The sequence below is a fragment of the Curtobacterium sp. NPDC090217 genome (assembly GCF_044746705.1).
Lineage (GTDB): Bacteria > Actinomycetota > Actinomycetes > Actinomycetales > Microbacteriaceae > Curtobacterium.
The window spans coordinates 1,402,295-1,428,616 of sequence record NZ_JBIVCR010000001.1 but is presented as its reverse complement, the minus strand read 5'-3'; the positions used below and the strand labels follow the sequence as shown (position 1 = coordinate 1,428,616).

Genomic DNA, 26,322 nt, shown 5'->3' with positions numbered 1-26,322 from the left:
CGGAGGTCGGAACTTCCGACCTCCTACGCGCGATTCGGCTTCCTACGCGCGATTCGGCTTCCCACGCGCGAAGGAGCCCTGCGCGCGAACGGTCAGTGGGCGGAGTAGCCGCCGTCGACCAGGTGGTAGCTGCCGGTGATGAACGAGGCCTTGTCGCTCAGCAGGAACAGGACCAGCGCCGCGACCTCGGCGTCGGTGCCGAGGCGCTTCGTGGCGTGCTCCTCCTCGAGTGCGCTGATCGCCTCCGGGGTCATCGCGTTCCGCAGCAGCGGGGTGTCGATGAAGCCGGGGCCGACCGCGTTCGTGCGGACACCCTGGGCCGAGTACTCGAGCGCGGCGACCTTGGTGAGCCCGGCGAGCGCGTGCTTCGACGCGACGTAGGCCGCGTTCTGCGCGATGCCGACGGTGCCGAGCACGGACGCCATGTTGACGATCGAGCCGCCGCCGGAGGCCAGCATCGCCGGGATCTCGTAGCGGAGCCCGTAGAAGACACCGTCCAGGTCCACGGCACGGACGCGGTCCCACGCGGCGATGTCGTACTCGCCGATCTTCTGCGGGGCGGCGCCGATGCCGGCGTTGTTCACGGCGAGGTGCAGCGCGCCGTACGTGTCGACCGCGAACTGGACCGCGCGCTCGTTGTCGGCGGCGACGGCCGAGTTCGCCTCGAACGCGGTGGCGGTCCCACCGGCCTGCTCGATCTCCCCGACGACCCGCTGCGCAGCGTCGAGCTTGATGTCGGTGACGACGACCTTCGCGCCCGCGGTGGCGAGCTCCTTCGCGATGGATTCGCCGATACCGCTGCCACCACCGGTGACGATGGCGACCTTGCCCTCGAACTCGGACATGAACTGCTCCGATCTCCTCGACAACACCTGTTGTCTACGGTCCAGAACGATACACCTGCATGGATGATTCCCGATGGCAACAAGTTCGTTCGCTGAACTAATTTGCTAGGCTAACGATCGTGACCATGCCCGAGACCACCAAGCGCTCCGCGCCGCACGCGTCGCTGAGCACGGACTTCCGCATCGCGGTGAACCGGCTGTCGCGGACCCTCCGCGCGCAGAAGGCCGACACGACGGTCAGCGACGCGATGTTCTCGGCACTCGCCCGGCTGCACCGCGACGGCCCGATGACCCTCGCGGAACTCAGCCGGAACGAGGGCGTCACACCCCCGTCGATGACGAAGACCGTCGCCGCGCTCGTCGACCGCGGGCTGCTGTCCAAGGGCGGGCACGGCGACGACCGCCGCAAGGTCCTCATCGGCGCCACCCCGGCCGGTGCCGACTTCGTCGTCGAGACCCGCCGCCGCCGCGACGGCTGGCTCTCACCGCGCATCGCCGCACTCACCCCGGCCGAACGGCGCGTCCTCGCCGAGGCCACCGAGATCATGAGGAGGCTGGCCCACCAGTGACGGCCATGTTCCGGTCCCTCTCGGGACGCAACTACCGCATCTGGTTCGCAGGTGCCCTGGTGTCGAACGTCGGCACCTGGATGCAGCGGACCGCGCAGGACTGGATCGTCCTGACGCAGCTCACGCACGACAACGCCATCGCGGTCGGCGTCACCATGGCACTGCAGTTCGGGCCGCAACTCCTCCTGCTGCCCTGGACCGGACTCGTCGCCGACTGCTTCGACCGCCGCCGCACGCTCATGGTGACCCAGGCCCTGATGGGGATGCTCGGCCTCGGGCTCGGCATCATGGTCGTGACGAACACCGCCACGCTGCTGTGGCTCTACGCCTTCGCCCTGGCACTCGGCATCGTGGCCGCGTTCGACACCCCGGTACGCCAGGCCTTCGTCTCCGACGTCGTCACCGGCGAGCACGTCGCGAACGCCGTTGCGCTGAACTCCGCGTCCTTCAACGCCGCCCGGCTCATCGGACCCGCGGTCGCCGGCGTGCTCATCGCCGCGATCGGCTCCGGCTGGGTGTTCATCATCAACGCGGCCTCGTTCGCCGCGGTCCTCGGCGCCCTGCGCTTCGTCGACCCCGAACAGCTCGCGGACCGGGTCCGTGCGAAGCGTGGCAAGGGGCAGATCACCGCCGGCTTCAGGTACGTCCGCACACGCCCCGACATCATCGTGGTGCTCTGCATGATCTTCGTCGTCGGCACCTTCGGCGTGAACTTCCCGATCTTCACCTCGACGATGGCGCGGGTGGAGTTCCACAAGGGCGCAGGCGAGTTCGGTCTGCTCAACTCCGTGATGGCGATCGGTTCGGTGCTCGGCGCGCTGCTGTCGGCACGACGGGACCGTCCACGGATGCGGCTGCTCGTGTTCGCCAGCGCCGGGTTCGGCCTGGCGTGCACGGCCGCTGCCTTCGCCCCGACGTACTGGACGTTCGCGATCGTGCTGGTGTTCGTCGGGCTCGCGTCACTGACCTTCATGACGACCGCCAACGCCCTCGTCCAGACCACCACGGCACCCGCGATGCGTGGCCGGGTGATGGCGCTGTACATGGCGATCTTCGCGGGCGGCACCCCCATCGGCGCCCCGATCGTCGGCGCGGTCGCGGACGCGTGGGGCCCCAGGTGGGCGATCGGCGTCGGCGCCGCCTCCGGGTTCGTCGCGCTCGCCATCGCCCTGGTCTGGCTCGTCCGGTTCCAGCACTACCGCGTGCGCTACGACGCCGACAACCGCCTGCACATGGCCGTCACCCACTCGATCCCCGTGGTCGGGACGCGCGCGTCGCGCGCCGAGATCCGGCAGGACCTCGAGCGCGACGAGGCGGTCGCCGACCGCTCCAGCGCCGTCTGACCCGGCCCGGAACCGGACGGGAGGCTCGGGGCGGGGCCGCCACGAGCCTCCCGTCCGGCGCGGCCTGCGCTCAGTGCGTCGGTTCCGCCGCCGCGAAGACGCGTGCGTCGAGCGCTCCGGCGACGCGGTCGGCGACCGCCGCGAGCCGCTGTCCCGCTGCGCGGGCCGCGTCGATCGCCTCGGCCGGCGCCAGCGCCTGGAGCGCCCGGCGGGCACCACGGAGGTCGTCGAGCTCCTCGGTCACGGCGGCGGGCGCGACGTCGGCGAGGCACTCCTCGGCGCGGAGCGTGAGGAAGAGCATCGAGCGGGGGCTGCGGTCGTCGAGCAGCAGGAACGCGGCCGCCTCGGATGCGGGGGCACCCGACCCGGTCGCCCGCTGGAACGCCTCGCCCGCCCCGCATGCCCGGAGCGCGGTCCCCCAGGACGCCGCCGACTCGGGGTCGAGCAGGTCGGAGGCCAGGAGCCTCGCGGTCGCGGCGCACCGTGCGAGGGAACGGCCGAGCGTGAAGAACTCCCACACCTCGTCACGGCTGGCGTCACCCTCGACGACACCGATCGCCAGGGCACTGCGCTCGCGGACCCACCCCAGGAACTCGTGCTCCCGGCCGGCGGCGATCTTGCGCGGCATCCGGGACCTCGTGACGTTGAGGCAGTCCCACAGCTCGGTGGAGACGACGTCACGGGCCCGTCGAGCATCGTCCCGTGCCACGGCCACCGCTGCCGCGATCGAGGCGGGTTGGTGCCGGTCGAGGGCCAGGGACTCGAGGGTCGCGTGCCGATCGAGGGCCGTGGCGGGGCGGACGGTGGCACCGGCGACCACGCAGAGCTCACGGCTGACGATCCGCTCCCCCGAACCGGAGGCCGCGTCGGACCGCGCCAGGTACACGTCGAGCAGCCGTGCGAGCACATCGGCTCGTTCGATCGCGGCTCCGACGCGGAACACACTCCCGGCGAGTCGGCTCAGCACCGCGGCTCCTGCATGTCGCGAACCTACTGACCCCGCGTTGCAACGGTGTTTCCGGGCCGCGTCACGGGTGTTGCGCCCGAAACCCGTGCCCGTCATCACTAGACGCTCTAACTAGATCGTCTAGCATTGTCGCCATGACGACGGAGGTGACGACACGCGCCACCGGGTTCTGGTACGACGACGGATCCCGGATCGACGCGGTCGACGTGCTGAACGCCCTCCGGCGGTACCGCACCGCCGAGAGCGCGTCCCAGCGCCGGGCGCGCGAGGCCCTCGGCATCGGCGAGAACGCGATGGCCGCGCTGCGGGTCCTCGTCGACGCCGACGCCGCCGGCCGGACGGTGAACGCCAAGCAACTCGCGGAGCGGCTCGGGATCACCGCCGCGTCGACCTCAGCGCTCGTGGACCGACTCGTCCGCACCGGTCACGTCGAACGCCACCCGGACCCGACCGACCGACGCGGCGTCATCCTCAGCGCGTCCGGACCCGCGATGCGCCGGGCACTGCTCGTCATCGACGACCTCGAGTCCAGGACCCTCGGGGTCGCTGATCGGCTCTCTGCCGAGGATGCCGCGGTGATCGTCGGGTTCCTCGACGAGATGACCGCGATGGTCGACGCTGTCGACTCCGGATCCCGCGCGTAGCCTGATCGCATGAGCGAGGCGCGGGACACCGATCACCCACGGACGCACGAGCCCGAGGACGACATGCCCTTCGCCGAACTCGACAACCGGGCGCGGGCCGAGGCCGCACTCCGCCGCATCCGGGACGGCAGCGACCCGACCCGAGAGGCGTTCGACCTCGCGAACACCATGAACGACGAGGCCGTCGGGCGACTCGGGGCCCGTGTCAGGGGCTGGTTCCGCCGCTCCCGCTAGAAGGCCGTCCCGACCGCCGCGATGTCGTCGCCTCCGTGCCCGGCGGCACTCGCGTCCGCGTAGACCCGGCCGAGTGCGTCGAGGAGCGTCGTGGAAACGCCGGCAGACCGTGCCGCTTCGGTGATGAGGCCGATGTCCTTCCGGAGGCCGTCCAGCGCGAACTGCGCCGGGTACTCCCCCGACAGCATCGACTTCCCCTTGGTGTGGGCGTAGGCGGAGTCGCTCGCCGATCCCTCGATCGCCTGGAGGAAGAGCTCCGGGTCGATGCCGAGCCCCTTCGCGATCGCCAGGGACTGCCCGGTCGCGGCCGTGATCGAGGCGATCCACGCGTTGGCGGCGAGCTTCAGCGCGGTCCCTTCGCCGACCCGGTCGCCGGCGTGGACGGTCTTCGCGCCGATCGCGTCGAGCACGGGATCGATGCGATCGAGCACCTCGGCGGGACCGGCCGCGAGCATCGTGAGCTTGCCCTGTTCCGCGGGTGCCTTCGTGCCGAGCATCATCGCCTCGACGAGGGTGATGCCGTACTTCGCGGCGATCTGCACGATGGTCTCGGTGCCGTCGACCCCGACGGTCGAGCACTGCACCCAGACCGCGGTCGCCGGTGCCTCGCCGGCGGACTGCTCGAGGACGTCGACCACCGCGTCGGTGTCGAACAGGGTCAGCAGGACGACCTCGGCGTCCGCGACGGCAGCGCCCGGGTCGTCGGCGACCGTCGCTCCCTGGTCGCCGAGCGGCAGCGCACGTTCGCGGCTGCGGTTCCACACGGTGACCTCGTGTCCTTCGCGGAGCAGCGACCCCGCCACGCCGGCTCCCATGGCCCCGGTTCCCAGTACCGTCACGCGCACGTGCGTCCTCCGTTCCGTCGCGACACCCTGTCGTCGACGCATCGCACGCTACGCGCCGCGGGTCAGAGCAAGCCGCGGGTCAGAGCAAGCCGCGGGTCAGAGCAAGCCGCGGGCTCCGAGCCAGGCGGCGGGGTCGCGCGGGACGCCTCCGACGATGACCTCGAAGTGCAGGTGCGACCCGGTCGACACCCCGGTGCTGCCGACGGCGCCGATCCGCTCACCGGCAGCGACGACCTGGCCGACGCGGACGCCGATCTGGGACAGGTGCCCGTAGCGCGTCTGGGTGCCGTCGGCGTGCTGCAGGAGGATCTGGTTGCCGTACCCGCCGAACACCCCGGCCGAGACGACCGTGCCGGGCATCGCCGCGACGACGGTGGTCCCGGTCGGTGCTGCGAAGTCGAGCCCCTGGTGGTTGGTCGAGCACGCTGTACAGCCCTGCACCCAGCGCCCGCCGAAACCGCCAGCCGCCGGGATCGTCCCGGCGACCGGTCGCACCGCCGAGACGCCAGGAGCAGGCACGCCGGCAGCCCCGACCAGACCCCGGGCGGCCTGCGGAGCACGAGCAATCGAGAAGCCGTCGCGGTCGACGGAGAGGGCGACGCCGTCTGGGGCGACGTACTCCTGCGTGTCCATCACCGCCATCGCCCGGTCTTCGGGCGGCGCCGCCATCGCGGACTGCGGTGAGGCGACCGTCACGAACAGGCACGCAGCGACCGCGGTCGCGGTGATCGGAACGGTCCTGGGGGTGCCGATGGCGCTGCTGATGCTGCGCAGCGGGATCGTGAGCGCCTGTCTGGCCGTCCGCAGTGCGAGGGCGGCAGGTGCGGGCCTGACCGGACGCAGGTCACGACGGCTCGGCAGGACGGTGGGCGCGGGACCCGCCGGACGCAGGACACGACGGCTCGGCAGGACGGTGGGGGCGGGACCCGCCGGACGCAAGTCACGACGGCTCGGCAGGACGGTGTCGGGACGGGCGAGTGACGTCGCGACGGTGGCCGGACGGGAGGCTCGGATCCACTCCGCCCCGGATCCGTGCGTCACCCGCATCGTCGGCGCAGCAGCACGCGCGGTGTCGCGCCCGCGGAGGCGTGCTGCGGGCGTGGGTTCCGGAACGGCGGGAGTCGGCACCGCCGCTCCGGACATCGAGGACGCGACGGCTGCGTTCACCGCGTCGCGAGCTGGGCCGCGCGGACGCATCGGGAGGCCGTCGATCGTCATGTCGGGTGCCGTGGCGGATCTCAGGAGCGAACGACGCCGTCGGCGACGATCCGGTCGAGCTCGGTCACGACGGCGTCGACGACGGCGCGGGTGATGGCGTCGGCGACGGCTTCGACGAGGGCGAGCTGGTCGGTGCCGACGGCGTGCCCCTTCGGGAGCGCGGCACCGATGCGGGCAGGGATGTCGTCGATGGCGGCGACGAGGGCGGCCGGGACGAGCGCAGACGGCGCGTCGACCGGGGCCGTCGTCGGCGAGGTCGGCGCCGGGGTGACCGTGGCGCGGACGGCGACGGGGCGCTCTCGGTGGCGGGCGATCGAGTCGAAAAGGGGCGTGGTCGACATGCTGCGTGCCTTCCGGGTCAGGTCTGCGATGCGCCTGGTCCGGTTCGGGCGGTCAGGCGGTGCCGATCGGCACAGCCCTATTCAATCACTGATATTTCGTATGTGCAATAGGAGTCATCGAGGACGTGTCGATCAGTCTGGTTCGACGGCCTCGCTCGGGTCGTCGCGGTGCAACACGCGGCGCACCCGCTCGACGATCGTCGCCGGCGGGTTGTTGTACGCGTTCGCCGGCTCCTGCCCGCTCATCTCCTGGATGGCCGCCATCACCGCGTCGGTGGCGTGACGCCTCGCCCGACCGGACGATGCCTCACCGAAGGTGGACAGGTCGATCGGCTTGCCGAACTCGATCGTCACGCGGGCGAGCTTCGGGATCCGAGAGCCGACGGGCTGGACGTCCTCGGTGCCGGTGAGCGCGACGGGCACGACGGGCGCACCACTCGTCAGCGCCAGCCAAGCCACGCCGGTCCGACCGCGGTAGATCCGGCCGTCCAGGGAGCGTGTGCCCTCGGGGTAGATCGCGAAGGCCTCGCCCTCGTGCAACCGTGCGAGGCCGAGGTCGAGGGCGTGCTGCGCCGCTGCTCCGGCTCCCCGCTCGACCCCGATGGCACCGATGCCGCCGAAGAACGCGCGGGACAGCGCACCGCGGAGCCCCTTGCCCGTGAAGTACTCCTGCTTCGCGAGGAACGAGACCTTGCGCGGCGCCATGATCGTGATCGCCGGAGAGTCGATGAACGACCGGTGGTTGCTCGCGAGGATCACCGCGCCACGCTTCGGGACGTTCTTGCGGCCGATGATCTTCGGGCGCCAGACCACGCGGGCGAGCGGCGCCACCACGGCACGTGCGAGCGCGGTGGTGAACATCGTCGAACCGGGCACCTGCTGCCTCCTCGTGGCGGGAGGTTCCGAGTGTAGTCAGGCATCCACGGGTTCCATGCCGCGCGGGGCATGGAACGGCGGGTCACTCGGCGGCGGCCACCACGTCGAGCACGGCACGTCCGTACGACTCGAGCTTCGCGGCACCGACACCAGAGATCTCGGCGAGCTGGTCGACGTCGGACGGTCGAACGGCCGCGATGCCCCTGAGGGTCGCGTCGTTGAAGACCACGTACGCCGGGACGCCCTGCTCGCGGGCCTGTGCCGCACGCCAGGAACGGAGCGCCTCGAACAGGCCGAGCGCTTCCTGCGGCATGTCGGAGACCACCTGGCGGCGCGATCGGCTGGCACGGGGCGCCCTGACCGGGTCACGACGCATGAGCACCTGCACGCGACCACCGAGCACCTCGGCGCTGCTCTGGCTGAGTACGAGCGTGCCGTAGCCGTCACCGGACACCGCGGCGTACCCCTGCGCGAGGACCTGCCGCGCCACTGTGCGCCATTCGCCCTCGGACAGGTCCGATCCGATGCCGAAGGTCGCCAGGGACTCGTGCTGGAGCTCCTGCACGCGGGGCGACGGCTTGCCGACGAGGATGTCCACGAGGTGCGCGACGCCGTACCGCTGCCCGCGCTCTCGGTCCAGGCGGACGATCGTCGACAGGAGCTTCTGTGCGGGGACCGTGCCGTCCCAGGACTCCGGCGGGGCGATGCACGTGTCGCAGTTGCCGCACGCCGTGGACTCCTGCCCGAAGTACGCGAGCAACCGCACCCGGCGGCACTCGATCGTCTCGCACAATGCGAGCATGGCGTCGAGGTGGGCACTGAGCTGCCGACGGTGCGCCGCGTCCCCCTCGGACTGGTCGATCATCCGGCGCTGCTGCACGACGTCGTTCAGCCCGTAGGCGAGCCACGCCGTCGACGGCTGCCCGTCACGACCGGCACGACCGGTCTCCTGGTAGTAGCCCTCCACCGACTTCGGCAGGTCGAGGTGCGCCACGAACCGGACGTCGGGCTTGTCGATGCCCATCCCGAACGCGATCGTGGCGACCATCACGATGCCCTCTTCGCGGAGGAACTGCGACTGGTTGCGCTCCCGCACCCGCACGTCGAGGCCCGCGTGGTACGGCAGCGCCGGGATGCCCTGGTCGACGAGCGCCGCGGCCGTGCGCTCGACGGAGTTGCGCGACAGGCAGTAGACGATGCCGGCGTCACCCTTGTGCTCCGTCCGGATGAACGTGAGGAGCTGCTGCAGCGCCCCGGTCTTCGGCTCGATGCGGTACTGGATGTTCGGCCGGTCGAAGTCCGCGACGAAGTGCGCCGCGTCGTCCAACCCGAGGCGGGCGGAGATCTCGCGGTGGGTCTGCGGCGTGGCGGTGGCGGTCAGGGCGACGCGCGGCACGGTCGGCCAGCGCTCGTGCAGGACGCTCAGTTCGAGGTAGTCCGGACGGAAGTCGTGGCCCCACTGCGCGACGCAGTGCGCCTCGTCGATGGCGAAGAGCGCGATCTGCGCACGGTCGAGCAGCGCACGGGTGGACTCGAGCCGCAGCCGTTCCGGCGCGAGGTAGAGCATGTCCACCTCGCCCTGGACGACGGCGCGCTCGACCCTGGCGCGCTCGTCCGGCCCCTGCGTGGAGTTGAGGAACGCGGCCTTGACGCCGTTCGCCGCGAGGGCGTCGACCTGGTCCTGCATGAGCGCGATGAGCGGCGACACGACGACACCCACGCCGTCGCGGACGAGCGCGGGCACCTGGTAGCAGAGCGACTTGCCGCCACCGGTCGGCATCAGGACGAGGGCGTCCCCACCGGTGACGACGCGGTCGATGATCGCCGCCTGCTCGCCGCGGAAGTCGTCGTAGCCCCACACCCGGTGCAGGACGTCGAGTGCGGCGGCGCGCGACGGTGACACCGCGGGGGACGCTGCAGCGGCCGAGGTGGTGCTCATGCCCACGAGCCTACGGGCGACCGGCGACACCCAGTGCGTTGTCCACAGGGTCGGCCACGGCGGTGGAGCCGGCCACGCCCTCGGAGCGAGCGGGCGCGCCCGACCAGCCCGTGCCTCCCGGCCGGACCCAGCGCGACCCGTCTGCCCAGGCAGGCACCGGGCCGCGGAACCGCGGCGCCTCGGACCCCGGGAACCGGCGGTCGAGGCCGGAACGCCAGGCCATGAACTCGATCATCCCCCAGTAGAGGAGCGAGGTGCCGAGCGTGATGAGCCAACCGACGGCGGAACCGTTCGACGAGTCGAGGTCGATCTTCGACCACCCGGGCGCCTGCAGCACGAAGATCGTGACGTTGTTGAGCGCGTGCTGCAGGATCGTGGCTTCGAGGCCTCCGGTGCGGAGCACGATGATCGCCGCGATGAGCCCGAACGACCCGACGTCGAGGATGCCCCAGATGTTGTAGCCGTTCGGGACGTGCAGGATCGCGAACACCACCGTCGAGACCAGCACGGCGATGACGGCGCCGGCCTTCCGCAGCGGGATCCACGCGCCGATCGTCTGCATGAGGAAGCCGCGGAAGACGTACTCCTCTGCTGCGGCCTGGAACGGCACGAGCAGCACCACGAGGACGATCGTGAGCGTCAGCGTCCCGAGCGTCACGGTGGACTGACCGATCGCGTCGGTGTTCCAGTGCACCCCGGATCCGTCGATCGTGTACGTGCCGGCGGTCTGGATGCCGACCATGATGAGCGCCAGGACGAGGAGCGGCAGCAGGCAGCGTGCCATCCACCCCCAGCGGACCCGCATCCGCACGCTCGACAGCTGTCCGATCGGTCCGAGTCGGGCGATCCGCACCGCGATCATGATCGACGGCAGCAGCACCACCAGCGACACGATCGTCATCGAGAGGACGACCGGGTCGGTCGGGTCGAGCGCCCCGGACGACAGCTGGTCCTGGAACGCCCTGAGCCCGTCCGGACCGCGCTGCACGCCGATCGGCACGAGGTACGCGACCGCGATGAGGACCTGCGTCGCCAGGTAGAACCCGAGGAAGACGGCCAACGCCACGAGCGGCCGCCACCAGCGCCAACGGCCGTCGACCCGGAACATGCGCTGGTAGGGAACACTCACGCTGGGCAGGCTACCGGGCGGGGCAGGATGGGACCCGTGCTCACCGTGATGCTCGGCCTCAGCGGCGCGCTCGTGTACGGGTTCGCGGACTTCCTCGGCGGGCTCGCGTCGCGCCGAGTCCGACCCGTGACGGTCGCCGCGATCGCGGCTGCCGTGGGCATCGCGCCGCTCCTGGTCGGGCTGGTCGTCGTCGGGGCACGGTTCTCGTGGCAGGCGACGCTGTGGGGAGCGGTCGGCGGTGTGTCCGGCGGCGTCGGGGTGCTGCTGCTGTACGCCGCCCTCGCGATCGGGCCGATGAGCGTGCTCTCACCGCTGACCGCCGTGTTCTCCGCCGTCGTCCCCGTGGTGGTCGCGTTGATCAGGGGAACGGTGCTGTCGCCGGTGGCGATCGGCGCGCTGGTGGTCGCGGTGGTCGCGGTCGTGCTGGTCGCGTCGGTGCGGGACACCGGGGGCGCTCGGCTCACCGCGCGCGGCGTGCTCGCGGCGGCGGTCGCGGGGTGCGGGTTCGGCGGGATCGTGCTCGCGTTCAACGAGACCCCTGGGGACTCGGGGGTCGCGCCGCTGCTGGTCGCGCGGGTGCTGCAGGCGCTCCTGCTGGGTGCGGCGGCGGTGCTGTCGGCGGGGGCGGCGCGGCCGGCTCGGCCGGCGGGGGCGGCTCGGTCCGCTCGGGCGGCTCGGGCGGCTCGGTCCGCTCGTCCGGCTCGGTCTGGAGGCTCGGTGGTCGTCGCGTCGTCGGCCGCGGCCGACGGGGTGGCCGGGTCCACGGCCCGCGGCGGCTCGGTTCGCCGGCTCGCGCTGGTGATCGTGGCGTGCGGGGTGTTCGACGCGATGGCGAACGTGTTCATCCAGGCCGGACTGCACTCGAGTACGGACCCGGCGACGCTGCCGGTGATCAGCGTCCTCAATGCGCTCTACCCGATCGGCACGGTGGTGCTCGCGGGCCTGGTGCTCCGGGAGCGGCTCACCGTACTGCAAGGGCTCGGCATCGGGTTGGCGCTGGCGGCGTCGGTCGCGCTCGCCCTGTCCTGACCGGCTTCGTCCCCGGCGGGGGTCTCGTCCCCGCCGAAGCGACGGTCTCCGCCCACACGCTCCCGTGCACCCCGCGAAAGCGACTGCCTGCCGCCGGACTTCGGCCGGGATCTGTCGCTTTCGCGGAGGACGGGGCGGGGCACGGGGCGGGGGCAGGAGGCGGGCGGGGGGCGGGGGCGGGGTCCGTCAGGCGTCGGGGATGAGGCGCTTGCCCATCGACACCGTGTGGTCGTCCGCGTAGCCGAGGGCCTCGTAGAAGCCGATGACCTGCTCGTTGCCGGCGCGCACCTGCAGGTTCAGCTTCGGGCAGCCCATGTCGGCGAGCAGCCGTTCGAACTCTGCCATGAACGTCCGCCCGAGCCCCGATCCCTGCAGGTCGGGCTGCACGGCGAGGTAGTTGACCCAGCCGCGGTGCCCGTCGAACCCGGCCATGCCGGCGGCGACGAGCCGGTCGGCGCCCTCCGCGTCGGTCGCGACGAGGAAGAGCTCCGGCTGCACCGAGAGCTTGCGCGCGATGTCCTTCCGCGGGTCGTTCCAGGGTCGAACCAGGCCGCAGGTCTCCCAGAGGGCGACCACGGCCTCGGTGTCGTCAGGGGTGAACTGCCGGATGACGTACTGCACGACACCACGCTAACTGGGGTGTGCAGAACTCCGTCAGCGTGGCGTCCTCGTGGTCTGATAGACCTGAGCGTCGTCGGACCGCGACGACTGTCCCCTCCGGATCGGGAGCCACGTGACCGCACACGAGACCCTTCCCTCGCGCCGCAGCGCGCGGGACGAGCGTGCCCGGACGAAGCGGGGACCTCGTCCTCGGCAGACCGTCGGCGGCGCGATCGTGTCGCTCATCGCCGAGCTGCTCATCATCGCGGGCGCCGTCACCGGGCTGTACGTGGTGTGGACCGCGTGGTGGACCGACGTCGTGGCGAACCAGCACCAGACCTCCCTGGTGAAGGACCTCGGGCAGACCAAGGCGAAGCCGACCGTCGGGACCGAGCACCGCGGCACCGCACCGGTGTTGGCGGAGCCGCCGAACGTCACGGACGTCTTCGGCACCATGCAGATCCCGCGCTTCGGAGCCGGGTACGACCAGCCGATCGGTGAAGGAACCGACCGCGAGAAGGTCCTCAACACCATCGGACTCGGCCATTACCAGGACACCGCGATGCCCGGCGCCGAAGGCAACTTCGCCGTCGCCGGCCACCGCGTGACCTACGGCAAGCCGCTCAACCAGATCGCCGAACTCACGACCGACGACGCGATCGTCGTCCGCGTCACCGACAAGGCCACGAACTTCGACGTCTGGTACGTCTACAAGGTCACCGACAGCCAGATCGTCACACCCGACCACATCGAGACGATCGCACCCGTCCCGAACAAGCCCGGCGTCCAGCCCACCGCCGACGACCGCTGGCTGACCCTCACCGCCTGCCACCCGATGTGGTCCGCCAAGGAGCGCTACATCACCCACGCCAAGCTCGACTACTGGATGCCCGCGTCCGAGGGGACGCCGAAGGAACTCTCGGAGACGCCCAAGTGATCTTCCCGCTCGTGTGGCGACTCCTGCCCGGCCCGACCGCCCTCAAGGTCCTCGAACTGATCGTGCTGCTCACCGCACTCGTGTTCGTCCTGTTCACCTGGGTGTTCCCCTGGGTCGCAGCCGACATCCTGCCCCCACCCGACGGCACCGTCGACACCTCGGCGACGCCGACGCCCTGAGTCCGGACCTTCGTGTCCGGACCTTCGTGTCCGGGCCTTCGTGTTCGGGTCAGACCGTGGTGCTGACATGTGAGCCACCACCCGGAGCACGGCGGACGGCGATCCGCTCCGGGATGCGCTGCTTGAGCTCTTCCACGTGGCTGACGATGCCGACCTGCCGGCCGCCGGCGGTGAGCTTGGACAGCTGACCGATGACGCCGTCGAGCGTCTCGGGGTCGAGCGTGCCGAACCCCTCGTCGACGAACAGCGTGCCGAGTGCGACACCACCGGCTTCGGCCTGGACGACGTCGGCGAGCCCGAGCGCCAGGCAGAGCGAGAACGTGAAGGTCTCGCCCCCGGACAGGCTCCGTGGATCGCGCGTCGTGTCGGTCGTGTGGTCGCGGACGGCGAGCGCGAGACCGGTCCGTCGAGCTCGGGCACCGGATTCTCGTTCGTCCGAGGTCTCGAGCGTGAAGCGGCCGCCGAGCATCGTCCGGAGACGGTCGTTCGCGGCGGCGACGACGTCCTCGAAGCGGCGCATGAGCACGTACGTGCCGAGGGTGATCCCGCTGGGGTTCTGCCCGGGCACCCCGGCAGCGATGTCGGCGAGCCGCACCACCGCTCGGCTGCGTGCCGAGGTGGACTCCCGCGCGGACACGGCACGCTCGAGATCCCCGGCGCACCGCTCGCTCGCGTCCGCCCGCTCACCAGTCGTCGCCGCCGTCCTGGTCGCTTCGTCGAGGACCTGCGCGGTGCGGGACGTCTCGGCACCGGCGGCGTCGAGGTCGATCGTGGCCGGATCGTCATCCGCAGCCTGGACGACGGCGGGCTCCGCCAGCCCGGCATCGACGACCGCGCGCTCGCGATCCGCATCGTCGACGATCGTCCGGAGCCGCTCGGCGTCGTCCGCTCCGAGCACCGCTGCACGAGCAGCGGCGACATCCGCGAAGTCCTGGGCACGGACGGCCGCGGTGACCTCGGTCGCACGCTCCGCGACGGCCGCGGTGGCGATCCGGACCCGCTCGACCGCCTCGGCGACCGCGCGGAGTGCCTGGATCCGGTCGTCGACGGCGGACACCGCCTCCGGCAGTCCCTTCGGCTCGACATCGAGGTGTCCGGCGAGGGTGGCGAGGGCGTCGACGACGGCAGTGGTGTCCTGCTCCACGCGATCCGAGTCGTTCGCGGTCGTCGCGAGGAGCACCTGCCGACGGGCGTCGACGTCGTTGCGGTCTTGTTCGAGGGCCCGGGTGGCGTCGTCGTGCGCGGCCCGGTCCCGCTCGCGTTGGGCGACCGTCGTGGCCGCCGTCCGCGCCGCCCGGACCCGCTCGTCCGCGACGGCCGCGCGGCGATCGAGTTCTTCCGGCTCGATGCTGCCGACCGCGGCGGTGAGCCGTTCCTGCTCCGCGCGCTCGACGGCGAGGGTGGTCGCCGCGGTGGCGAGGGCATCGTCCGCCCGTCGCGCGGTCGCCGCTGCCTCGGCGATCTGCGCCGGCGTCGGGTGGTCGTCCTGCGGCGTGGCGACCGCCGGGTGCTCCACCGAGCCGCACACGGGACAGGCGTCGCCTGGCTGGAGTGCCTGACCGAGCTCTCCGGCGAGCCCCGCGATGCGCCGCTCGCGCAGGTGCTGCTCGGCGACGAGGGCGTCCTGCGCCGCCGATCGCGCCGACGCCACCGATGTCTCCGCTGCCTGGACGCGTGTACGCGCCGCTGCGAGGTCGACGACCAGCCGACGGAGGTCGCGCACGGCGTCGACTTCGTGACGGGCGGATTCGGCGTCAGCGGCCGTCTCGGCAGCAGCGCGAGACGCCTCCACGATGCGCGCACGTTCCGCCGGACGGGCTTCGAGCTCCGCGTCGAGTTCGGCGAGCCGAGTGCCGAGTCGCTCGGCCTGCGCGCGGGCGTCGTCGACGGCCCGTCGCCGTTCGGGGAGGGCGAGCGCGACGGGGACGAGGTGTCGGACGGCTCCGACGAGCTCCGAGAGGCGGTCACGCTCCCCCGCGGTGTCGTCGGCGGTGACGTCGTGCCGGAGTCGGAGCGCCGCGAGCTCCTCGGCGACGGTGTCGGCACGTGCACGAGCGGCATCGAGGCCGTCCGCGACCGCCACCACCCGCGCTGCCCGCTCGGCGAGGGACAGGCGGGCCCGGGACTCGGCGACGGCGTCCGCTCGTTCGTCGAGTGCCGCGGACCGGGCGAGCAGGGCACTGCGGCGATCGAGTGCGGTGCGGCGCTGGACGACCGACCGCTCGTGCTCGACGGCTGCGCGGGCCGCCGCTGCCGCCGCGGTCCGGTCCGTGACCGCGGCATCGGCGATCCGCCGGAGCTCGAGGACGATCGCCGGGACCTCGGACTCGTCGACCCCGGGGAGATCGAGCGTGGTCCGACCGGAGGCTTCGGCGAAGCGCGCGAGGGCGTCTCGCACGCGTGCGTCGGCTGACTCCACTTCGGCTGCCGCTGCCCGCCGCCGTGCCGCGAGCTCGTCGGCGGTGCGGTCGTAGATCTCGGTGCCGAACAGCGACTGCAGGAGCTTCCTGCGCTCTTCACCGGGTGACTTCAGGAAGCGGGCGAACTCGCCCTGCGGCAGCACCACCGTCTGCAGGAACTGCGCGCGGTCGAGTCCGACGATCCGGGCGATCTCGGCGCCGACCTCTTGCGCGCGGGCGGAGATCGGCTCTCCCGCCGGGTCCGTCGGGTGCGCGAGCCGGACGAGCTGCGCCGAGGATTGCTGTCTGACCGTGCCGGTGCCGCGCTGCTTCGGGCGGTCGTACTGCGGCGTGCGCCGGACACGGAACACGCCGGCACCGGTCTCGAACACGAGCTCCACGAACGGCTCGACCGCGGGGTCGGCGTGCTGGCTGTGCAGCCGGTCGGAGCTGGCGTCCGAGCCGGCGAGTCCGCCGTACAGCGCGAAGACGACGGCGTCGATGATGGTCGACTTGCCGGATCCGGTCGGTCCCTCGAGCAGGAAGACACCCGACGCGGCGAGCGCGGCGAAGTCGATCGAGACCAGGTCCGGGTACGGGCCGATGGCACGGAGTTCGAGGTGGTGCAGGTACATCAGCGCACGGTCCCCTCGTGCACGATCCCGTCCTGCTGCGACAGGGCGGCGGCAGCGGATTCGTACGCTTCGCGCAGCACGACGAGTTCTTCGGCCGTCGGGGCCTCGCCGGTCGCGAACGTCACGAAGTCGGCAGCGACCTCGACCGGGTCGGACGTCGCGGTCACCGCTCTGGACGCCGAGCGCGCCGGAGCGTCGGCGGGTTCGTGGGTGATCGCGAGTGCGTGGGGGAACCGGTCCTTCACCCTGGCGTACATCCGCTCCGGGTGGACGGTGTCGGTGACGGCGACGCGGACCCAGGCATCGGCGTGCTCGGCGAACACCCCGGACTCGATGTCGTCGAGCGAGCCACGGACGTCCACGAGTCGGCGGGGCACGGGTGTCGGGACGACTTCGACGGTCACCGTGCCGGCTGCGTCGAGGTCGACGAGGGTCACCGACTTGGTGTGGTGCCGCTCACCGAACGAGAACGCCAAGGGCGACCCGGCGTAGCGGATCCGGTCGGAGGCCCCGACGCGCTGGGGTCCGTGCAGGTGGCCGAGGGCGACGTAGTCCACGCCGTCGAACGCGGATTCGGCCACGCGGTCGACGCCCCCGACGCGGATGTCCTGCTCGCTGTCACTCGGTTCGGCACCGCCGACGAAGGCGTGCGCGACGACGACGCTCCTGGTGCCGGGCCGCTGTGCGAGGTCGCCACGGACCCGGTCCATCGCGGCGCCGACCACTGCCTGGTGCGATCGGGCGAGGGGTTCGTCCGGAACGTCGGCGAGGGCGTACCGCACCATGTCGGGCTGGAGGTACGGGATGCCGTAGACCGCGACCTGCCCGTCGGCGTCGTCCACGAGGACCGGTTCGGCGATACGTGCCGGCTCGGCGAGGATCCGCACGCGGGCGTTCATCACTCCGGAACCGAACCCCAACCGGGCGGCGGAGTCGTGGTTGCCGGGTGTCACCACGACGGTCGCGACCGCTGCGAGTCGTTCGAGCGTCGAGGACAGCATGCGCACGGCGTCGACCGGCGGGATCGCGCGGTCGTACACGTCCCCGGCGATGACCACCAGGTCGACCGACCGCTGCACGACGACCCCGACGAGGTGGTCGAGGAACGCCGCCTGGTGCTCGAGCAGATCGGCGCCGAGCAGGGTGCGGCCCAGGTGCCAGTCGCCGGTGTGCAGGATGCGCATGCCCGTCACGGTAGCGCCGTCCTCGGACATCCCGGGGCACCGCGCCACCGGCTGTGGACAACTCAGGCGCAGCTGAGGTTCGTGCCGACGAGCGCCGTCTGGATCCGGGCGGTCGCGGTGCTGGTCGACGTCCAGTTGCCGACGAAGTTGACCCGCACGGTGACCGTGTAGACCTGGCCGAGGCTCAGGATCCCGGAGCCGACGAGCTTCACCGGGCTGGTCGTGCCCGTCGCGAGCACCGTCGTGCCGTTCATGACCGAGAACGACGTCGCGGTCGGACCGCCGTACGCGAACCCGATGTTCACGGAACCGTCGCCGTTGGCGGTGCACGCGAGCGTCGTCGCCTGCGGGACCGTGAGGGTCGCGAACGACGACGTCGGGTTCACCGTCGTCTTGGCGAACGGTGCCGCGACGGCCTGCGCGGGCAGGAGCACCCCGAGTCCGCCCGCGACGAGCACCACCGCGGCGGCGCCACCGGCACGACGGAGGCGCCGCACCCGCCGGACACGACGGCGGAGCGCGCGACGCAACAGGAGGTGCCGACCGGACTGCGCGTGACGACCGGACTGCGCAGGACGACCGGACCGGACGTCGGCGGCGCCGGACGGGGCGGAGGTGGGACGAGCCTCCAGGCCGTCGTCAGCAGCCGGACCGTCACCGTCGTCACCATCGGAGGACGAGGACGAGGACGAGGACGCCAGCCGACGCAGCGAGCCGTCGATCGTGCAGAGGAACAGGGCGCCGGTGACCGCGAGTGCGAGGAGGACCACCCTGTGCCACTCGCCGTCACGGAGCCAGACGATGGGGGCACCGATGGACGGGATGCGGAGGAAGGCGACGCCGTGCACGGCAGCTCGGTCGATCGCGGTGGAGTCGCGCTGCGGGTTGGCGTCGCCCTTGGTGACGAGCGTGCCGTCCGGTCCGGCCTGCACGAAGCGGTGCATGCGGAGGTGCCCCGGCTGGTCGGGGTCGTCGGCGAGCAGGATCTGCCCGAGCCGGATCTCCGCCTGGGCGACAGGACGGGAGACGACCACGTCGCCGGGAGCGAGCCGCGGCTCCATCGAGCCGGTCATGACGGTGGTGGGGTGCCAGCCGATCACGGCGGGCGCGGCGGCCCAGAGGGCGAGGCCGAGGAGCGTCGCGACGATGCCGCGGGCGAGGGTGGCGACGACGACACGCCCCCAGTCGAGGACGTCACGGAGCGCATCGTGCGGTGTGCGTCCACCGCTGACTTCGATGCTGACCATGACTGCCTTCGACTGGGGGCGTGCTGGGGGTGACGGACGGGCCCGCATCGGGTCCGGTCCCGGACGTCACCGGTGGAGCCGGTCGGGCGTGCTGATCACGCGCCCGGCGTCGGTTCCGAGCCTCAGCTGTTCTGGGCCTCCCACGTGAGACCGAGGGAGGCGGTGCCGCCCTGGATCGAGTTCGGGGCCGAGGTGGGGACGGTGTAGGTCACGCGGTAGACACGCGACTCGGACGCGGACCCGGTCGGGGCCCAGGTGCCGACGCCGGTCGCGAAGTTGGTGGACGCGGTGCCGAACGCGGCGAGCGTGCCCGAGTAGAGGTTGCCGCTCGTGCTCGCCGGGGTGAAGCCGGTGCAGGAACCGAAGCCCCCGCCGGTGCCCTGGTCGATCGAGATGGTGATGTTCGACGCGAGGGCGTTCGTGGTGGCGGCGTTCGTGCCGTAGAGCTTGACCGTGGAGGCCAGCGAGCCGGTCGACGTGACGGTGATGCAGTTGGAGCCGGTCGAGCCGGGCTTCAGACCGGTCGCGGTGAACAGCGCGGTGTTGTTGTCGTCGTCGGTGAGGGCCACGCTGCCTGCGGTCCAGTTGCTGGTCGGGTTCACCGTCGTGGCGGAGAACGCCGAGTACGAGGCGGTGGAGACGACGACACCCGATGCGACGAGTGCGGCGGGGATGGCGATCCAGGCGGCCAAACGAGCGGCGCGAGGGGTGACACGAGACATGGCGGTACTCCGGAAGTCGAGAGATCTGATCGGTTGGTTCGGCCGGGGCCGCGGTGGTTGGCCGCGCTACGTGCCGTGGTGGTGCTGTGCTCCGTTGCTACGACGATCAAGCTACTTGCCACCCAAGCCACTCACAAGCCGAGACAACCCCCCACTGCTGGGGGTAGTTCGACGAGTGAGATACTTGTTCAATGAGCAGCACGACGGCAGACCCGTGCCGTCGGCGTCACACGTACCCGAGAAGAGCCGCCCGATGACGGACACCCGAACACTCGAAGTCGACGCAGTCGCGCCGACCGCACCAGCCGCACCCACCTCCGCCGCACCCACCTCCCCCGTGATCGCGTCGCCCGTGATCGCGTCGCCCGTGCCCGTCGGGCGCCGCACCACCGACGGGGTGGAGGACACCGACCTCGGCCGTCTCCTGACCGCCTTCCGCCTCATGCAGATGCAGCACGCACGCGTCCTCCACCACGAGAGCGTCGCGCGCGGCCTCAACGCGACGGACAGCCGCTTCGTGTTCTTCCTGGCGGCGGCCGACGGCGAGGGTGTCACCCCGAAGCAGTCGAGCGAGTACCTCGAGCTGTCCACCGGGGCGATGACGTCGCTGATCGACCGGCTCGAGAAGCGCGGCCACCTCGAGCGCCGCCCGAACCCGGACGACCGTCGCAGCATCCTGATCCACCTCACGGCTTCCGGTGCCGCCGTCGCGCAGCAGATCGGTGCGCGCTACGCGGCGGCCTTCCGCGAGGTGACCACGCCAGAGGAACGGCAGCCCCTGGCCGACGCGCTCGCCCGGCTCGGCGACGCGCTCGAACGCCGCTCCGGACTGCACGCGGGAGCCTCCGCGTGACCGCCGTCGTCCCCGAGGACCCGACGGCGCCGTTCTCCCCCGTCAGCGGTGCTGCGCCGTCGACCGACCTGGAACGCGTGCTCGAGGTCTACCGCCGCCTGCAGGTCCACCACGCCCGACTCGTCCACGACGAAGCATCCGCCAGGGGCCTGGGGCTCACCGACCTGCGGTTCCTGTTCTCCCTCGCCGCACGTCCCGGCGGCAGTGTCGTCCCCAAGGAGGCGACCGCGTACCTCGGGCTCTCCACCGGCGCGATGACGTCGCTCGTCGACCGGCTCGAGCGCGGTGGGTTCGTCCGACGCGTCCCGAACCCGAACGACCGACGCAGTGTCGAGGTCGTCATCCTCGACGAGGGCGTCCGTGCCGTCGACGAGGTCAAGGAGATCTACCGGGACGCGTTCACGGCCGCGGTGCCGCGTGCGCAGATGGGACTCCTCGCCGACGTGCTCGAGGCCTTCGACGCCGAACTGGCCGCCCACAGCCGGGCGTAGGTTCGGGGGCATGACCCCCTCCGAAGTCCTCATCGAAGCGTTCTCCCGCGTCCCGTCCACCGTCGCCCGTGCCGTCGAGGGGCTCTCCGAGGACCAGCTCGCATCACGCCCGGCAGCCGGGGCGAACACCCTCGCGTGGCTCGCATGGCACATCGCCAGGGGCCAGGACGCGCAGATCGCCGACCTCGCCGGCAGCGAGCAGGTCTGGACCGCCGACGGCTGGTACGACCGGTTCGGGCTGCCGTTCCCCGCCGAGGCGCTCGGGTACGGCATGTCCCGCGACGACGTCGGCAAGGTGCGCGCGTCCGCCTCGCTGCTCACCGGGTACCTCGATGCGGTGCACGAACGCACGGTCGCCTACCTCGGCACGCTCGGGCCCGACGACCTCGACCCGGTGGTCGACGACGCGTGGGACCCGCCCGTCACCGCCGGCGCGCGGATCGTCAGCATCCTGAACGACTGCACGCAGCACGCGGGCCAGGCCGGCTACGTGCGCGGCCTGCTCTTCTTCAACCGCTGAGCGGTGCGGCCTGGAGGCTCGGCTCGGCTCCCCGGTACGCCGTCCCGTTCCTGAGACACTCCCTCCACGACGAAACGCCGCCATTTCTGGCGGCGTTTCGTCGTGCCTGGGGCGTCTCGACTCCGACGGGAGCTAGCGCGCGGCGAGCTCCGACACGATGCCGTCGCCGGGGGCTGCCTGGACGAGGTCGGCCTCGATCTCGGCGCGCTCGAGGATCCCCTCGATCTTGCGGACACGTCCGCGCGGGACGATCGTCACGACGGTGCCCTCCTTGCCGGCACGACCCGTGCGGCCCGAGCGGTGCATGTACGCCTTGTAGTCGTCCGGGGCGTCGGCCTGCACGACGAGCGAGACGTCGTCCACGTGGATGCCGCGGGCGGCGACGTCGGTGGCCACGAGCACGTTCACCCGACCGCTCGTGAGGAGCTGCAGGTTGCGGGTCCGGCGCGACTGGTTCAGGTCGCCGTGGAGCGAGGTCGCGCGGATGCCGGCGTCCTCGAACTGGTCGGCGAGCCGCTCGGCGTACGCGCGGGTGCGGGCGAAGACGATCGTCTTGCCGTCGCCGGCGACGAGCTCCTCGAGGAGCTGGTCCTTCTGGCGCTGCTCGACCACGAGCACGCGGTGGTCGATCGTCGAGGACGCCTGGTCCTCGCCGGCGACCTCGTGCACGCTCGGCTCGTGCAGGAACTGCTCGACGAGCGCCGCGACCTGGGTGTCGAGCGTCGCGCTGAACAGCAGCTTCTGCGCGCGGTTGCCCTGCGGGGTGACCTGGGCGGTCGCCTCGAGGATCTCCTGCACGGGCTCGAGGAACCCGAGGTCGCACATGTGGTCGGCCTCGTCGAGCACCGAGATGACGACCTCGCTGAGGTCGAGCTTCCCCTTGTTCATGAGGTCCTGCACGCGACCGGGGGTGCCGACGATGATGTCGACGCCGCGCTCGAGCGCGCCCTCCTGGCGGCCGTAGGGGACACCGCCGTAGATCTGCGTCGTGAAGAGGCCCACCGAGCGGGCGATCGGCTGCACGGTGCGGTCGATCTGCAGCGCGAGCTCGCGGGTCGGGGCGAGGATGAGCGCACGCGGGGCGCGGCCCATCTTGCGCTTCGTGCCGCCGCCGTGCTCCATGAGCTTCTCGACGAGGGGCGCTCCGAACGCGATGGTCTTGCCGGAGCCCGTGCGGCCGCGGCCGAGGACGTCCTTGCCGGCGAGCACGTCGGGGATCGTCGCGGCCTGGATCGGGAACGGGCTGGTCGCGCCCAGCTCACCGAGCGCACGGGAGATGTTGCCGCCGATGCCGAGGTCCGCGAAGGTCACGCCCTCGACGTCGGCCGCGACGGTCGCCTCGGCCTGGAGCTTCTCGAGCTTGACGTCGTCTGCGGGGACGAAGCCCTTGCGCGGGGCGTCGTCGCGGTCGAACTTGCGCGGGGCGCGGTCGTCGCGGTCGAACTTCCGCGGCGCACGGTCGTCGCGGTCGAAACGGCGCGGGCGGTCGCCGTTGTCACGACGGGGCGCGCGGTCATCGCGGTCGAAGCGACGCGGAGCGCGGTCGTCACGATCGAAGTTGCGACGCGGACGGTCGTCGTTGTCACGACGGGGCGCGCGGTCGTCACGGTTGAACGAACGCGGTGCACGGTCATCGCGGTCGAAACGACGCGGACGGTCGTCCTGGTCACGACGGGGCGCGCGGTCGTCACGGTCGAAGCGACGGGGAGCGCGGTCGTCACGGTCGAACCGACGCGGGGCGCGGTCGTCGTTGTCACGACGGGGCGCGCGGTCGTCACGGTCGAACCGACGGGGAGCACGGTCGTCACGATCGAACCGACGCGGGGCGCGGTCGTCGTTGCCACGACGGGGCGCGCGGTCGTCCCGGTCGAACCGACGCGGTGCACGGTCGTCGTGGTCACGACGGGGCGCGCGGTCGTCACGGTTGAACGAACGGGGAGCACGGTCGTCGCCACGTGCCGGACGGCCGGCGCCGCGGGGCTCCCAGGAGGAACGCCCGCCGTCGCGGGGCTCCCAGTTCGGACGGCCGGTGCGCTCGCCCTGCGACGAGCGGTTGCGGCGGTCCTCGGCGTCCCAGCGCTGCTTCTGGCGCGGTGCGGCAGGCTCGGCAGCGCGGAAGCCGCGGTGCTTGCTGCTGCGGGCGGCAGGGGTGCCGTTCGGGTGACGGGGGCGGTCGGAGGCGCGCGAGTTCGCGCCCTTGTCGTACGGGGCCATGGATTCTTTCCGGGGTGCGGACATGCCACGCAGCCCGGCAGCGACATCGGCGGGGGCGGTTCGTGGAGAGGGGGTTCATCCCGTCGTCGGATCGACGTGATTCCAGCCCTCGAACTACACAACACCCAAACACGTCCGCGACTCACTGGCCGCGGTGTCGAAGGCCGACCGATCGAGTCTACGCGACCACGCGCTCGGAAACCAGCCCCGCCGGTGTCCGAGGGTCCGTGGCGGAGGTGATCCGGGCCTCCAGGCCGGTGCGGATCAGGACTCGGCGAGCCGCTGTCGCTGCTCGGCCACGTCGAAGTCGGCGGCGGGCCACGAGAGGTGCATGTCCTCGAGCGCGCGGAGCAGGAGCTGCTGCACGGCGAGGCGGGCGTACCACTTGCGGTTCGCCGGCACGACGTACCAGGGCGCGACGGCGGTCGAGGTGCGGTCGAACACGATCTGGTACGCGTCCTGGTAGTCGTCCCAGAGCAGGCGCTCGTCGATGTCGCCCGGGTTGAACTTCCAGTGCTTGTCGGGGCGGTCGAGGCGGTCGCCGAGCCGGGCGCGCTGCTCGTCCTTCGAGATGTGCAGCATCACCTTGACGATCGTGGTGCCCTCGTCGGCGAGCCGGTTCTCGAAGTCGACGATCGCGCCGTAGCGCCGCTCGATCTCCTCCGGCGGGGCGAAGGAGCGGACACGCTGGATGAGGACGTCCTCGTAGTGAGAGCGGTCGAACACGCCGATCTGCCCGGCGGACGGGAGCTGCTGCTCGATGCGCCAGAGGAAGTCGTGCTCGCGCTCCTCGGCCGTCGGCGCCTTGAAGCCCGCGTAGTGCACACCGTTCGGGTCCACGGCACCGATCACGTGCGACACGATGCCACCCTTGCCTGCGGTGTCCATCGCCTGCAGGACCAGCAGCACACGGCGTTCGTCACCGCTCGTCGCCGCTGCCCAGAGTCGTTCCTGCAACGCGGCGAGGCGGTCGGCGCCGGCGGCGAGCGCCTCGAGCCCGTCGATCTTGCGGCCGGGGAAGCCCGGCGTGGACTCGGGGTCGACGTCGGCGAGGCGGAAGCCCTCGTCGACGCGCAGGAGCGGTTCCGGATCGGCGTTCCAGGCCTTGCGTCGACTCACGGGTCCTCCAGCGGTGGGTGTCCGCTCATCCTGGCACTCGTCGGTGAACGGTGTCATGCGCCGTCCACTCGCTCGGGTTACCGTTGTCGGCGATGAGGTCAGGCCGTCGCACGCTGTTCGCGCTCGTCGCCGCGGTCGTGGCGCTCGGCGCGATCGCGTCGTGCAGCGCGGATCCGACGGGCGACGAGAACGCCACCGTCACCGCCGATCCGGTCATCTACCCGCTGTCGCTCCGGTACCACGGCATCGACGTCGTCTCCGACGTGCCGTACGGGTCGGACCGGTTGCAGCAGCTCGACGTGTGCCTGCCCGCGGACAGCGCACCGGAGACGACCACGACGCCGACCGGGACCGGGGCCTCGGCGTCAGCGACGCCGGATCCGTCGGCGCTCGAGAAGGCATCGGCCGGCGCCCGGCCCGCCGTCCTGATGGTGCACGGCGGCAGCTGGTCCCACGGCGACAAGGCCACCGCCGCGTACCGCTCGGTCTGCCAGTACCTCGCGTCCGAGGGGTTCGTCACCTTCAACGTCGACTACCGGCTGGCGCCGACGGACCCCTTCCCGGCCGGGCTCGACGACGTGCGACGGGCACTCGACTGGGTGTACCGGCCCACGACGCTCGAGACCTACGACGTCGACGTCGACCGGATCGGCGTGTTCGGGGGCAGCGCCGGTGGGAACCTCGCCGCGATGCTGGCCGTCGAGGACCACGCCTCCCCCGCCTACGCAGCCGGGGATCGCATCCGCGCGGTCGTCGACCTGAGCGGCCCGACGGACCTGACGACGCGGTCGACGGAGTCGGACGGGGTGTCGGCGTCGTTCCAGCGCAAGCAGCTCCTGTACCTCGGGTGCAGCGCGTACGACGCGTGCCCGGCAGCGCAACGGGCGTCGCCCGCGTACAACGTGACGTCGGAGACGGCGCCGTTCTTCATCGGGCACTCGACGCACGAGTTCATCCCGCTGTGGGAATCGCAGGACTTCGCGGCGACGCTGCGCTCCCACGACGTCCCGGTGACGTTCGTCGCGGTGCGGGGGACGGCGCACTCGATCGCGCAGCTCGACGAGGCGATGAGCAAGCGCGTGGTGTCGTTCTTGCGGCGGCACCTGGGCTGAGCGGGCGGGGCGGGCGCGGGCGTCGGCAGGCGTGGCGCGGGGAGGGTTCCGCGAAAGCGACACTTGCACGCCGAACACTGCGAGGACACAGTCGCTTTGGCGGAAGGGTCGCGGCGGAGGGGTAGCGGCGA

26 protein-coding genes are annotated in these 26,322 nt (G+C 71.8%); 11 read left to right on the top strand and 15 right to left on the bottom strand.

All coding sequences use genetic code 11. The features are described from left to right. Positions 1-92: 92 nt before the first annotated feature. Positions 93-845 carry an SDR family NAD(P)-dependent oxidoreductase gene (locus tag ACIPJ2_RS07020; RefSeq protein ID WP_281266954.1) on the bottom strand — a complete coding sequence of 251 codons (753 nt, stop codon included), beginning with the start codon at positions 843-845 and terminating at the stop codon, positions 93-95. 125 nt (positions 846-970) lie between these two features. Here ACIPJ2_RS07020 and ACIPJ2_RS07015 point away from each other — a divergent pair, with 125 nt between their 5' ends. Together ACIPJ2_RS07015 and ACIPJ2_RS07010 are read left to right on the top strand one after the other, a co-directional pair. Continuing rightward, positions 971-1,414: a MarR family winged helix-turn-helix transcriptional regulator gene (locus ACIPJ2_RS07015; RefSeq protein ID WP_281266953.1), complete on the top strand. Its 444-nt coding sequence runs from the start codon at positions 971-973 to the stop codon at positions 1,412-1,414. 5 nt (positions 1,415-1,419) lie between these two features. Next, entirely contained in the window at positions 1,420-2,757 is a 1,338-nt protein-coding gene (locus ACIPJ2_RS07010; RefSeq protein WP_402728168.1) for an MFS transporter, read from the top strand. 70 nt (positions 2,758-2,827) lie between these two features. Here the strand turns inward: ACIPJ2_RS07010 and ACIPJ2_RS07005 are convergent, their stop codons facing one another. Then, positions 2,828-3,724 (bottom strand): alpha-E domain-containing protein, encoded by an 897-nt coding sequence (locus tag ACIPJ2_RS07005; protein WP_402728167.1) that lies wholly within the window; start codon positions 3,722-3,724, stop codon positions 2,828-2,830. Between the two features lie 134 nt (positions 3,725-3,858). Here ACIPJ2_RS07005 and ACIPJ2_RS07000 point away from each other — a divergent pair, with 134 nt between their 5' ends. Together ACIPJ2_RS07000 and ACIPJ2_RS06995 are read left to right on the top strand one after the other, a co-directional pair. Then, positions 3,859-4,368, top strand: coding sequence for a MarR family winged helix-turn-helix transcriptional regulator (locus tag ACIPJ2_RS07000; RefSeq protein ID WP_402728166.1), 510 nt, complete (start codon positions 3,859-3,861; stop codon positions 4,366-4,368). 9 nt (positions 4,369-4,377) lie between these two features. Continuing rightward, a complete protein-coding gene (locus tag ACIPJ2_RS06995; RefSeq protein WP_402728165.1) occupies positions 4,378-4,602 on the top strand; it encodes a hypothetical protein in 225 nt (74 codons plus the stop codon). Here the strand turns inward: ACIPJ2_RS06995 and ACIPJ2_RS06990 are convergent. From ACIPJ2_RS06990 to ACIPJ2_RS06965, 6 genes are all read right to left on the bottom strand, one after another. Then, complete coding sequence (locus ACIPJ2_RS06990; RefSeq protein WP_402728164.1) at positions 4,599-5,441, bottom strand: NAD(P)-dependent oxidoreductase; 843 nt, start codon at positions 5,439-5,441, stop codon at positions 4,599-4,601. The genes ACIPJ2_RS06995 and ACIPJ2_RS06990 overlap by 4 nt on opposite strands. A gap of 102 nt (positions 5,442-5,543) precedes the next feature. After that, positions 5,544-6,665, bottom strand: coding sequence for a peptidoglycan DD-metalloendopeptidase family protein (locus ACIPJ2_RS06985; protein WP_402728163.1), 1,122 nt, complete (start codon positions 6,663-6,665; stop codon positions 5,544-5,546). Between the two features lie 20 nt (positions 6,666-6,685). Next, positions 6,686-7,006 carry a hypothetical protein gene (locus ACIPJ2_RS06980; RefSeq protein ID WP_402728162.1) on the bottom strand — a complete coding sequence of 107 codons (321 nt, stop codon included), beginning with the start codon at positions 7,004-7,006 and terminating at the stop codon, positions 6,686-6,688. Between the two features lie 132 nt (positions 7,007-7,138). Beyond that, a complete protein-coding gene (locus tag ACIPJ2_RS06975; protein WP_402728161.1) occupies positions 7,139-7,882 on the bottom strand; it encodes a lysophospholipid acyltransferase family protein in 744 nt (247 codons plus the stop codon). Positions 7,883-7,964: 82 nt separating this feature from the next. Continuing rightward, positions 7,965-9,821: a DNA helicase RecQ gene (gene recQ, locus ACIPJ2_RS06970; RefSeq protein ID WP_402728160.1), complete on the bottom strand. Its 1,857-nt coding sequence runs from the start codon at positions 9,819-9,821 to the stop codon at positions 7,965-7,967. A 10-nt stretch (positions 9,822-9,831) separates the two neighbouring features. Next, complete coding sequence (locus ACIPJ2_RS06965) at positions 9,832-10,950, bottom strand: lysostaphin resistance A-like protein (RefSeq protein WP_402728159.1); 1,119 nt, start codon at positions 10,948-10,950, stop codon at positions 9,832-9,834. Between the two features lie 36 nt (positions 10,951-10,986). Here ACIPJ2_RS06965 and ACIPJ2_RS06960 point away from each other — a divergent pair, with 36 nt between their 5' ends. Further along, complete coding sequence (locus ACIPJ2_RS06960; protein ID WP_402728158.1) at positions 10,987-11,979, top strand: hypothetical protein; 993 nt, start codon at positions 10,987-10,989, stop codon at positions 11,977-11,979. Positions 11,980-12,165: 186 nt separating this feature from the next. Here ACIPJ2_RS06960 and ACIPJ2_RS06955 read toward each other — a convergent pair whose 3' ends face one another. Then, on the bottom strand, positions 12,166-12,600 hold the full coding sequence (locus ACIPJ2_RS06955; protein WP_402728157.1) for a GNAT family acetyltransferase: 435 nt from the start codon (positions 12,598-12,600) through the stop codon (positions 12,166-12,168). A gap of 112 nt (positions 12,601-12,712) precedes the next feature. Between ACIPJ2_RS06955 and ACIPJ2_RS06950 the strand changes: the two genes are divergently transcribed. Further along, a complete protein-coding gene (locus ACIPJ2_RS06950; RefSeq protein WP_402728156.1) occupies positions 12,713-13,516 on the top strand; it encodes a class E sortase in 804 nt (267 codons plus the stop codon). Beyond that, a complete protein-coding gene (locus ACIPJ2_RS06945) occupies positions 13,513-13,695 on the top strand; it encodes a hypothetical protein (protein WP_281266940.1) in 183 nt (60 codons plus the stop codon). Before ACIPJ2_RS06950 ends, ACIPJ2_RS06945 begins: the two co-directional genes overlap by 4 nt. Positions 13,696-13,744: 49 nt before the next feature. Here the strand turns inward: ACIPJ2_RS06945 and ACIPJ2_RS06940 are convergent, their stop codons facing one another. The 4 genes from ACIPJ2_RS06940 to ACIPJ2_RS06925 all read right to left on the bottom strand — a co-directional run bounded on the left by ACIPJ2_RS06940 (position 13,745) and on the right by ACIPJ2_RS06925 (position 19,882). After that, positions 13,745-16,729, bottom strand: a complete 2,985-nt coding sequence (locus ACIPJ2_RS06940; RefSeq protein WP_402728155.1) for an AAA family ATPase — start codon at positions 16,727-16,729, stop codon at positions 13,745-13,747. Next, on the bottom strand, positions 16,729-17,913 hold the full coding sequence (locus ACIPJ2_RS06935; protein ID WP_402728154.1) for an exonuclease SbcCD subunit D: 1,185 nt from the start codon (positions 17,911-17,913) through the stop codon (positions 16,729-16,731). The genes ACIPJ2_RS06940 and ACIPJ2_RS06935 overlap by 1 nt, the downstream gene beginning before the upstream one ends. 62 nt (positions 17,914-17,975) lie before the next feature. Then, entirely contained in the window at positions 17,976-19,160 is a 1,185-nt protein-coding gene (locus ACIPJ2_RS06930; RefSeq protein ID WP_402728153.1) for a S24/S26 family peptidase, read from the bottom strand. Positions 19,161-19,282: 122 nt separating this feature from the next. Beyond that, positions 19,283-19,882, bottom strand: coding sequence for a hypothetical protein (locus tag ACIPJ2_RS06925; protein ID WP_281266936.1), 600 nt, complete (start codon positions 19,880-19,882; stop codon positions 19,283-19,285). Between the two features lie 253 nt (positions 19,883-20,135). On the opposite strand from ACIPJ2_RS06925, the gene ACIPJ2_RS06920 reads away from it, so the two are divergent. The 3 genes from ACIPJ2_RS06920 to ACIPJ2_RS06910 are packed head-to-tail and all read left to right on the top strand — an operon-like array spanning position 20,136 to position 21,746. Further along, positions 20,136-20,735 (top strand): MarR family winged helix-turn-helix transcriptional regulator, encoded by a 600-nt coding sequence (locus ACIPJ2_RS06920; protein ID WP_402728152.1) that lies wholly within the window; start codon positions 20,136-20,138, stop codon positions 20,733-20,735. After that, positions 20,732-21,226 carry a MarR family winged helix-turn-helix transcriptional regulator gene (locus tag ACIPJ2_RS06915; RefSeq protein WP_402728151.1) on the top strand — a complete coding sequence of 165 codons (495 nt, stop codon included), beginning with the start codon at positions 20,732-20,734 and terminating at the stop codon, positions 21,224-21,226. The genes ACIPJ2_RS06920 and ACIPJ2_RS06915 overlap by 4 nt, the downstream gene beginning before the upstream one ends. Positions 21,227-21,236: 10 nt before the next feature. Beyond that, complete coding sequence (locus ACIPJ2_RS06910) at positions 21,237-21,746, top strand: DUF664 domain-containing protein (RefSeq protein WP_281266933.1); 510 nt, start codon at positions 21,237-21,239, stop codon at positions 21,744-21,746. Between the two features lie 132 nt (positions 21,747-21,878). Here ACIPJ2_RS06910 and ACIPJ2_RS06905 read toward each other — a convergent pair whose 3' ends face one another. Further along, the gene (locus ACIPJ2_RS06905) at positions 21,879-23,960 is read right to left on the bottom strand and encodes a DEAD/DEAH box helicase (RefSeq protein WP_402728150.1); all 2,082 of its coding nucleotides are present in this window, start codon (positions 23,958-23,960) and stop codon (positions 21,879-21,881) included. A 264-nt stretch (positions 23,961-24,224) separates the two neighbouring features. Beyond that, complete coding sequence (locus ACIPJ2_RS06900) at positions 24,225-25,079, bottom strand: polyphosphate kinase 2 family protein (RefSeq protein WP_402728149.1); 855 nt, start codon at positions 25,077-25,079, stop codon at positions 24,225-24,227. Positions 25,080-25,171: 92 nt separating this feature from the next. Here ACIPJ2_RS06900 and ACIPJ2_RS06895 point away from each other — a divergent pair, with 92 nt between their 5' ends. Next, positions 25,172-26,191, top strand: coding sequence for an alpha/beta hydrolase (locus tag ACIPJ2_RS06895; RefSeq protein WP_402728148.1), 1,020 nt, complete (start codon positions 25,172-25,174; stop codon positions 26,189-26,191). The last annotated feature ends 131 nt before the right edge of the window (positions 26,192-26,322 follow it).

Excerpts from the sequence above, each read along its gene's own strand:
- ACIPJ2_RS06920 (WP_402728152.1), top strand. The coding sequence starts at position 20,136 with ATGACGGACACCCGAACACTCGAAGTCGACGCAGTCGCGCCGACCGCA.
- ACIPJ2_RS06935 (WP_402728154.1), bottom strand. The coding sequence starts at position 17,913 with ATGCGCATCCTGCACACCGGCGACTGGCACCTGGGCCGCACCCTGCTC.
- ACIPJ2_RS07000 (WP_402728166.1), top strand. The coding sequence starts at position 3,859 with ATGACGACGGAGGTGACGACACGCGCCACCGGGTTCTGGTACGACGAC.
- ACIPJ2_RS07015 (WP_281266953.1), top strand. The coding sequence starts at position 971 with ATGCCCGAGACCACCAAGCGCTCCGCGCCGCACGCGTCGCTGAGCACG.
- ACIPJ2_RS06980 (WP_402728162.1), bottom strand. The coding sequence starts at position 7,006 with ATGTCGACCACGCCCCTTTTCGACTCGATCGCCCGCCACCGAGAGCGC.
- ACIPJ2_RS06995 (WP_402728165.1), top strand. The coding sequence starts at position 4,378 with ATGAGCGAGGCGCGGGACACCGATCACCCACGGACGCACGAGCCCGAG.
- recQ (WP_402728160.1), bottom strand. The coding sequence starts at position 9,821 with ATGAGCACCACCTCGGCCGCTGCAGCGTCCCCCGCGGTGTCACCGTCG.
- ACIPJ2_RS07020 (WP_281266954.1), bottom strand. The coding sequence starts at position 845 with ATGTCCGAGTTCGAGGGCAAGGTCGCCATCGTCACCGGTGGTGGCAGC.
- ACIPJ2_RS06905 (WP_402728150.1), bottom strand. The coding sequence starts at position 23,960 with ATGGCCCCGTACGACAAGGGCGCGAACTCGCGCGCCTCCGACCGCCCC.
- ACIPJ2_RS06930 (WP_402728153.1), bottom strand. The coding sequence starts at position 19,160 with ATGGTCAGCATCGAAGTCAGCGGTGGACGCACACCGCACGATGCGCTC.
- ACIPJ2_RS06895 (WP_402728148.1), top strand. The coding sequence starts at position 25,172 with ATGAGGTCAGGCCGTCGCACGCTGTTCGCGCTCGTCGCCGCGGTCGTG.
- ACIPJ2_RS06940 (WP_402728155.1), bottom strand. The coding sequence starts at position 16,729 with ATGTACCTGCACCACCTCGAACTCCGTGCCATCGGCCCGTACCCGGAC.
- ACIPJ2_RS06910 (WP_281266933.1), top strand. The coding sequence starts at position 21,237 with ATGACCCCCTCCGAAGTCCTCATCGAAGCGTTCTCCCGCGTCCCGTCC.
- ACIPJ2_RS07010 (WP_402728168.1), top strand. The coding sequence starts at position 1,420 with ATGTTCCGGTCCCTCTCGGGACGCAACTACCGCATCTGGTTCGCAGGT.
- ACIPJ2_RS06985 (WP_402728163.1), bottom strand. The coding sequence starts at position 6,665 with ATGACGATCGACGGCCTCCCGATGCGTCCGCGCGGCCCAGCTCGCGAC.
- ACIPJ2_RS06925 (WP_281266936.1), bottom strand. The coding sequence starts at position 19,882 with ATGTCTCGTGTCACCCCTCGCGCCGCTCGTTTGGCCGCCTGGATCGCC.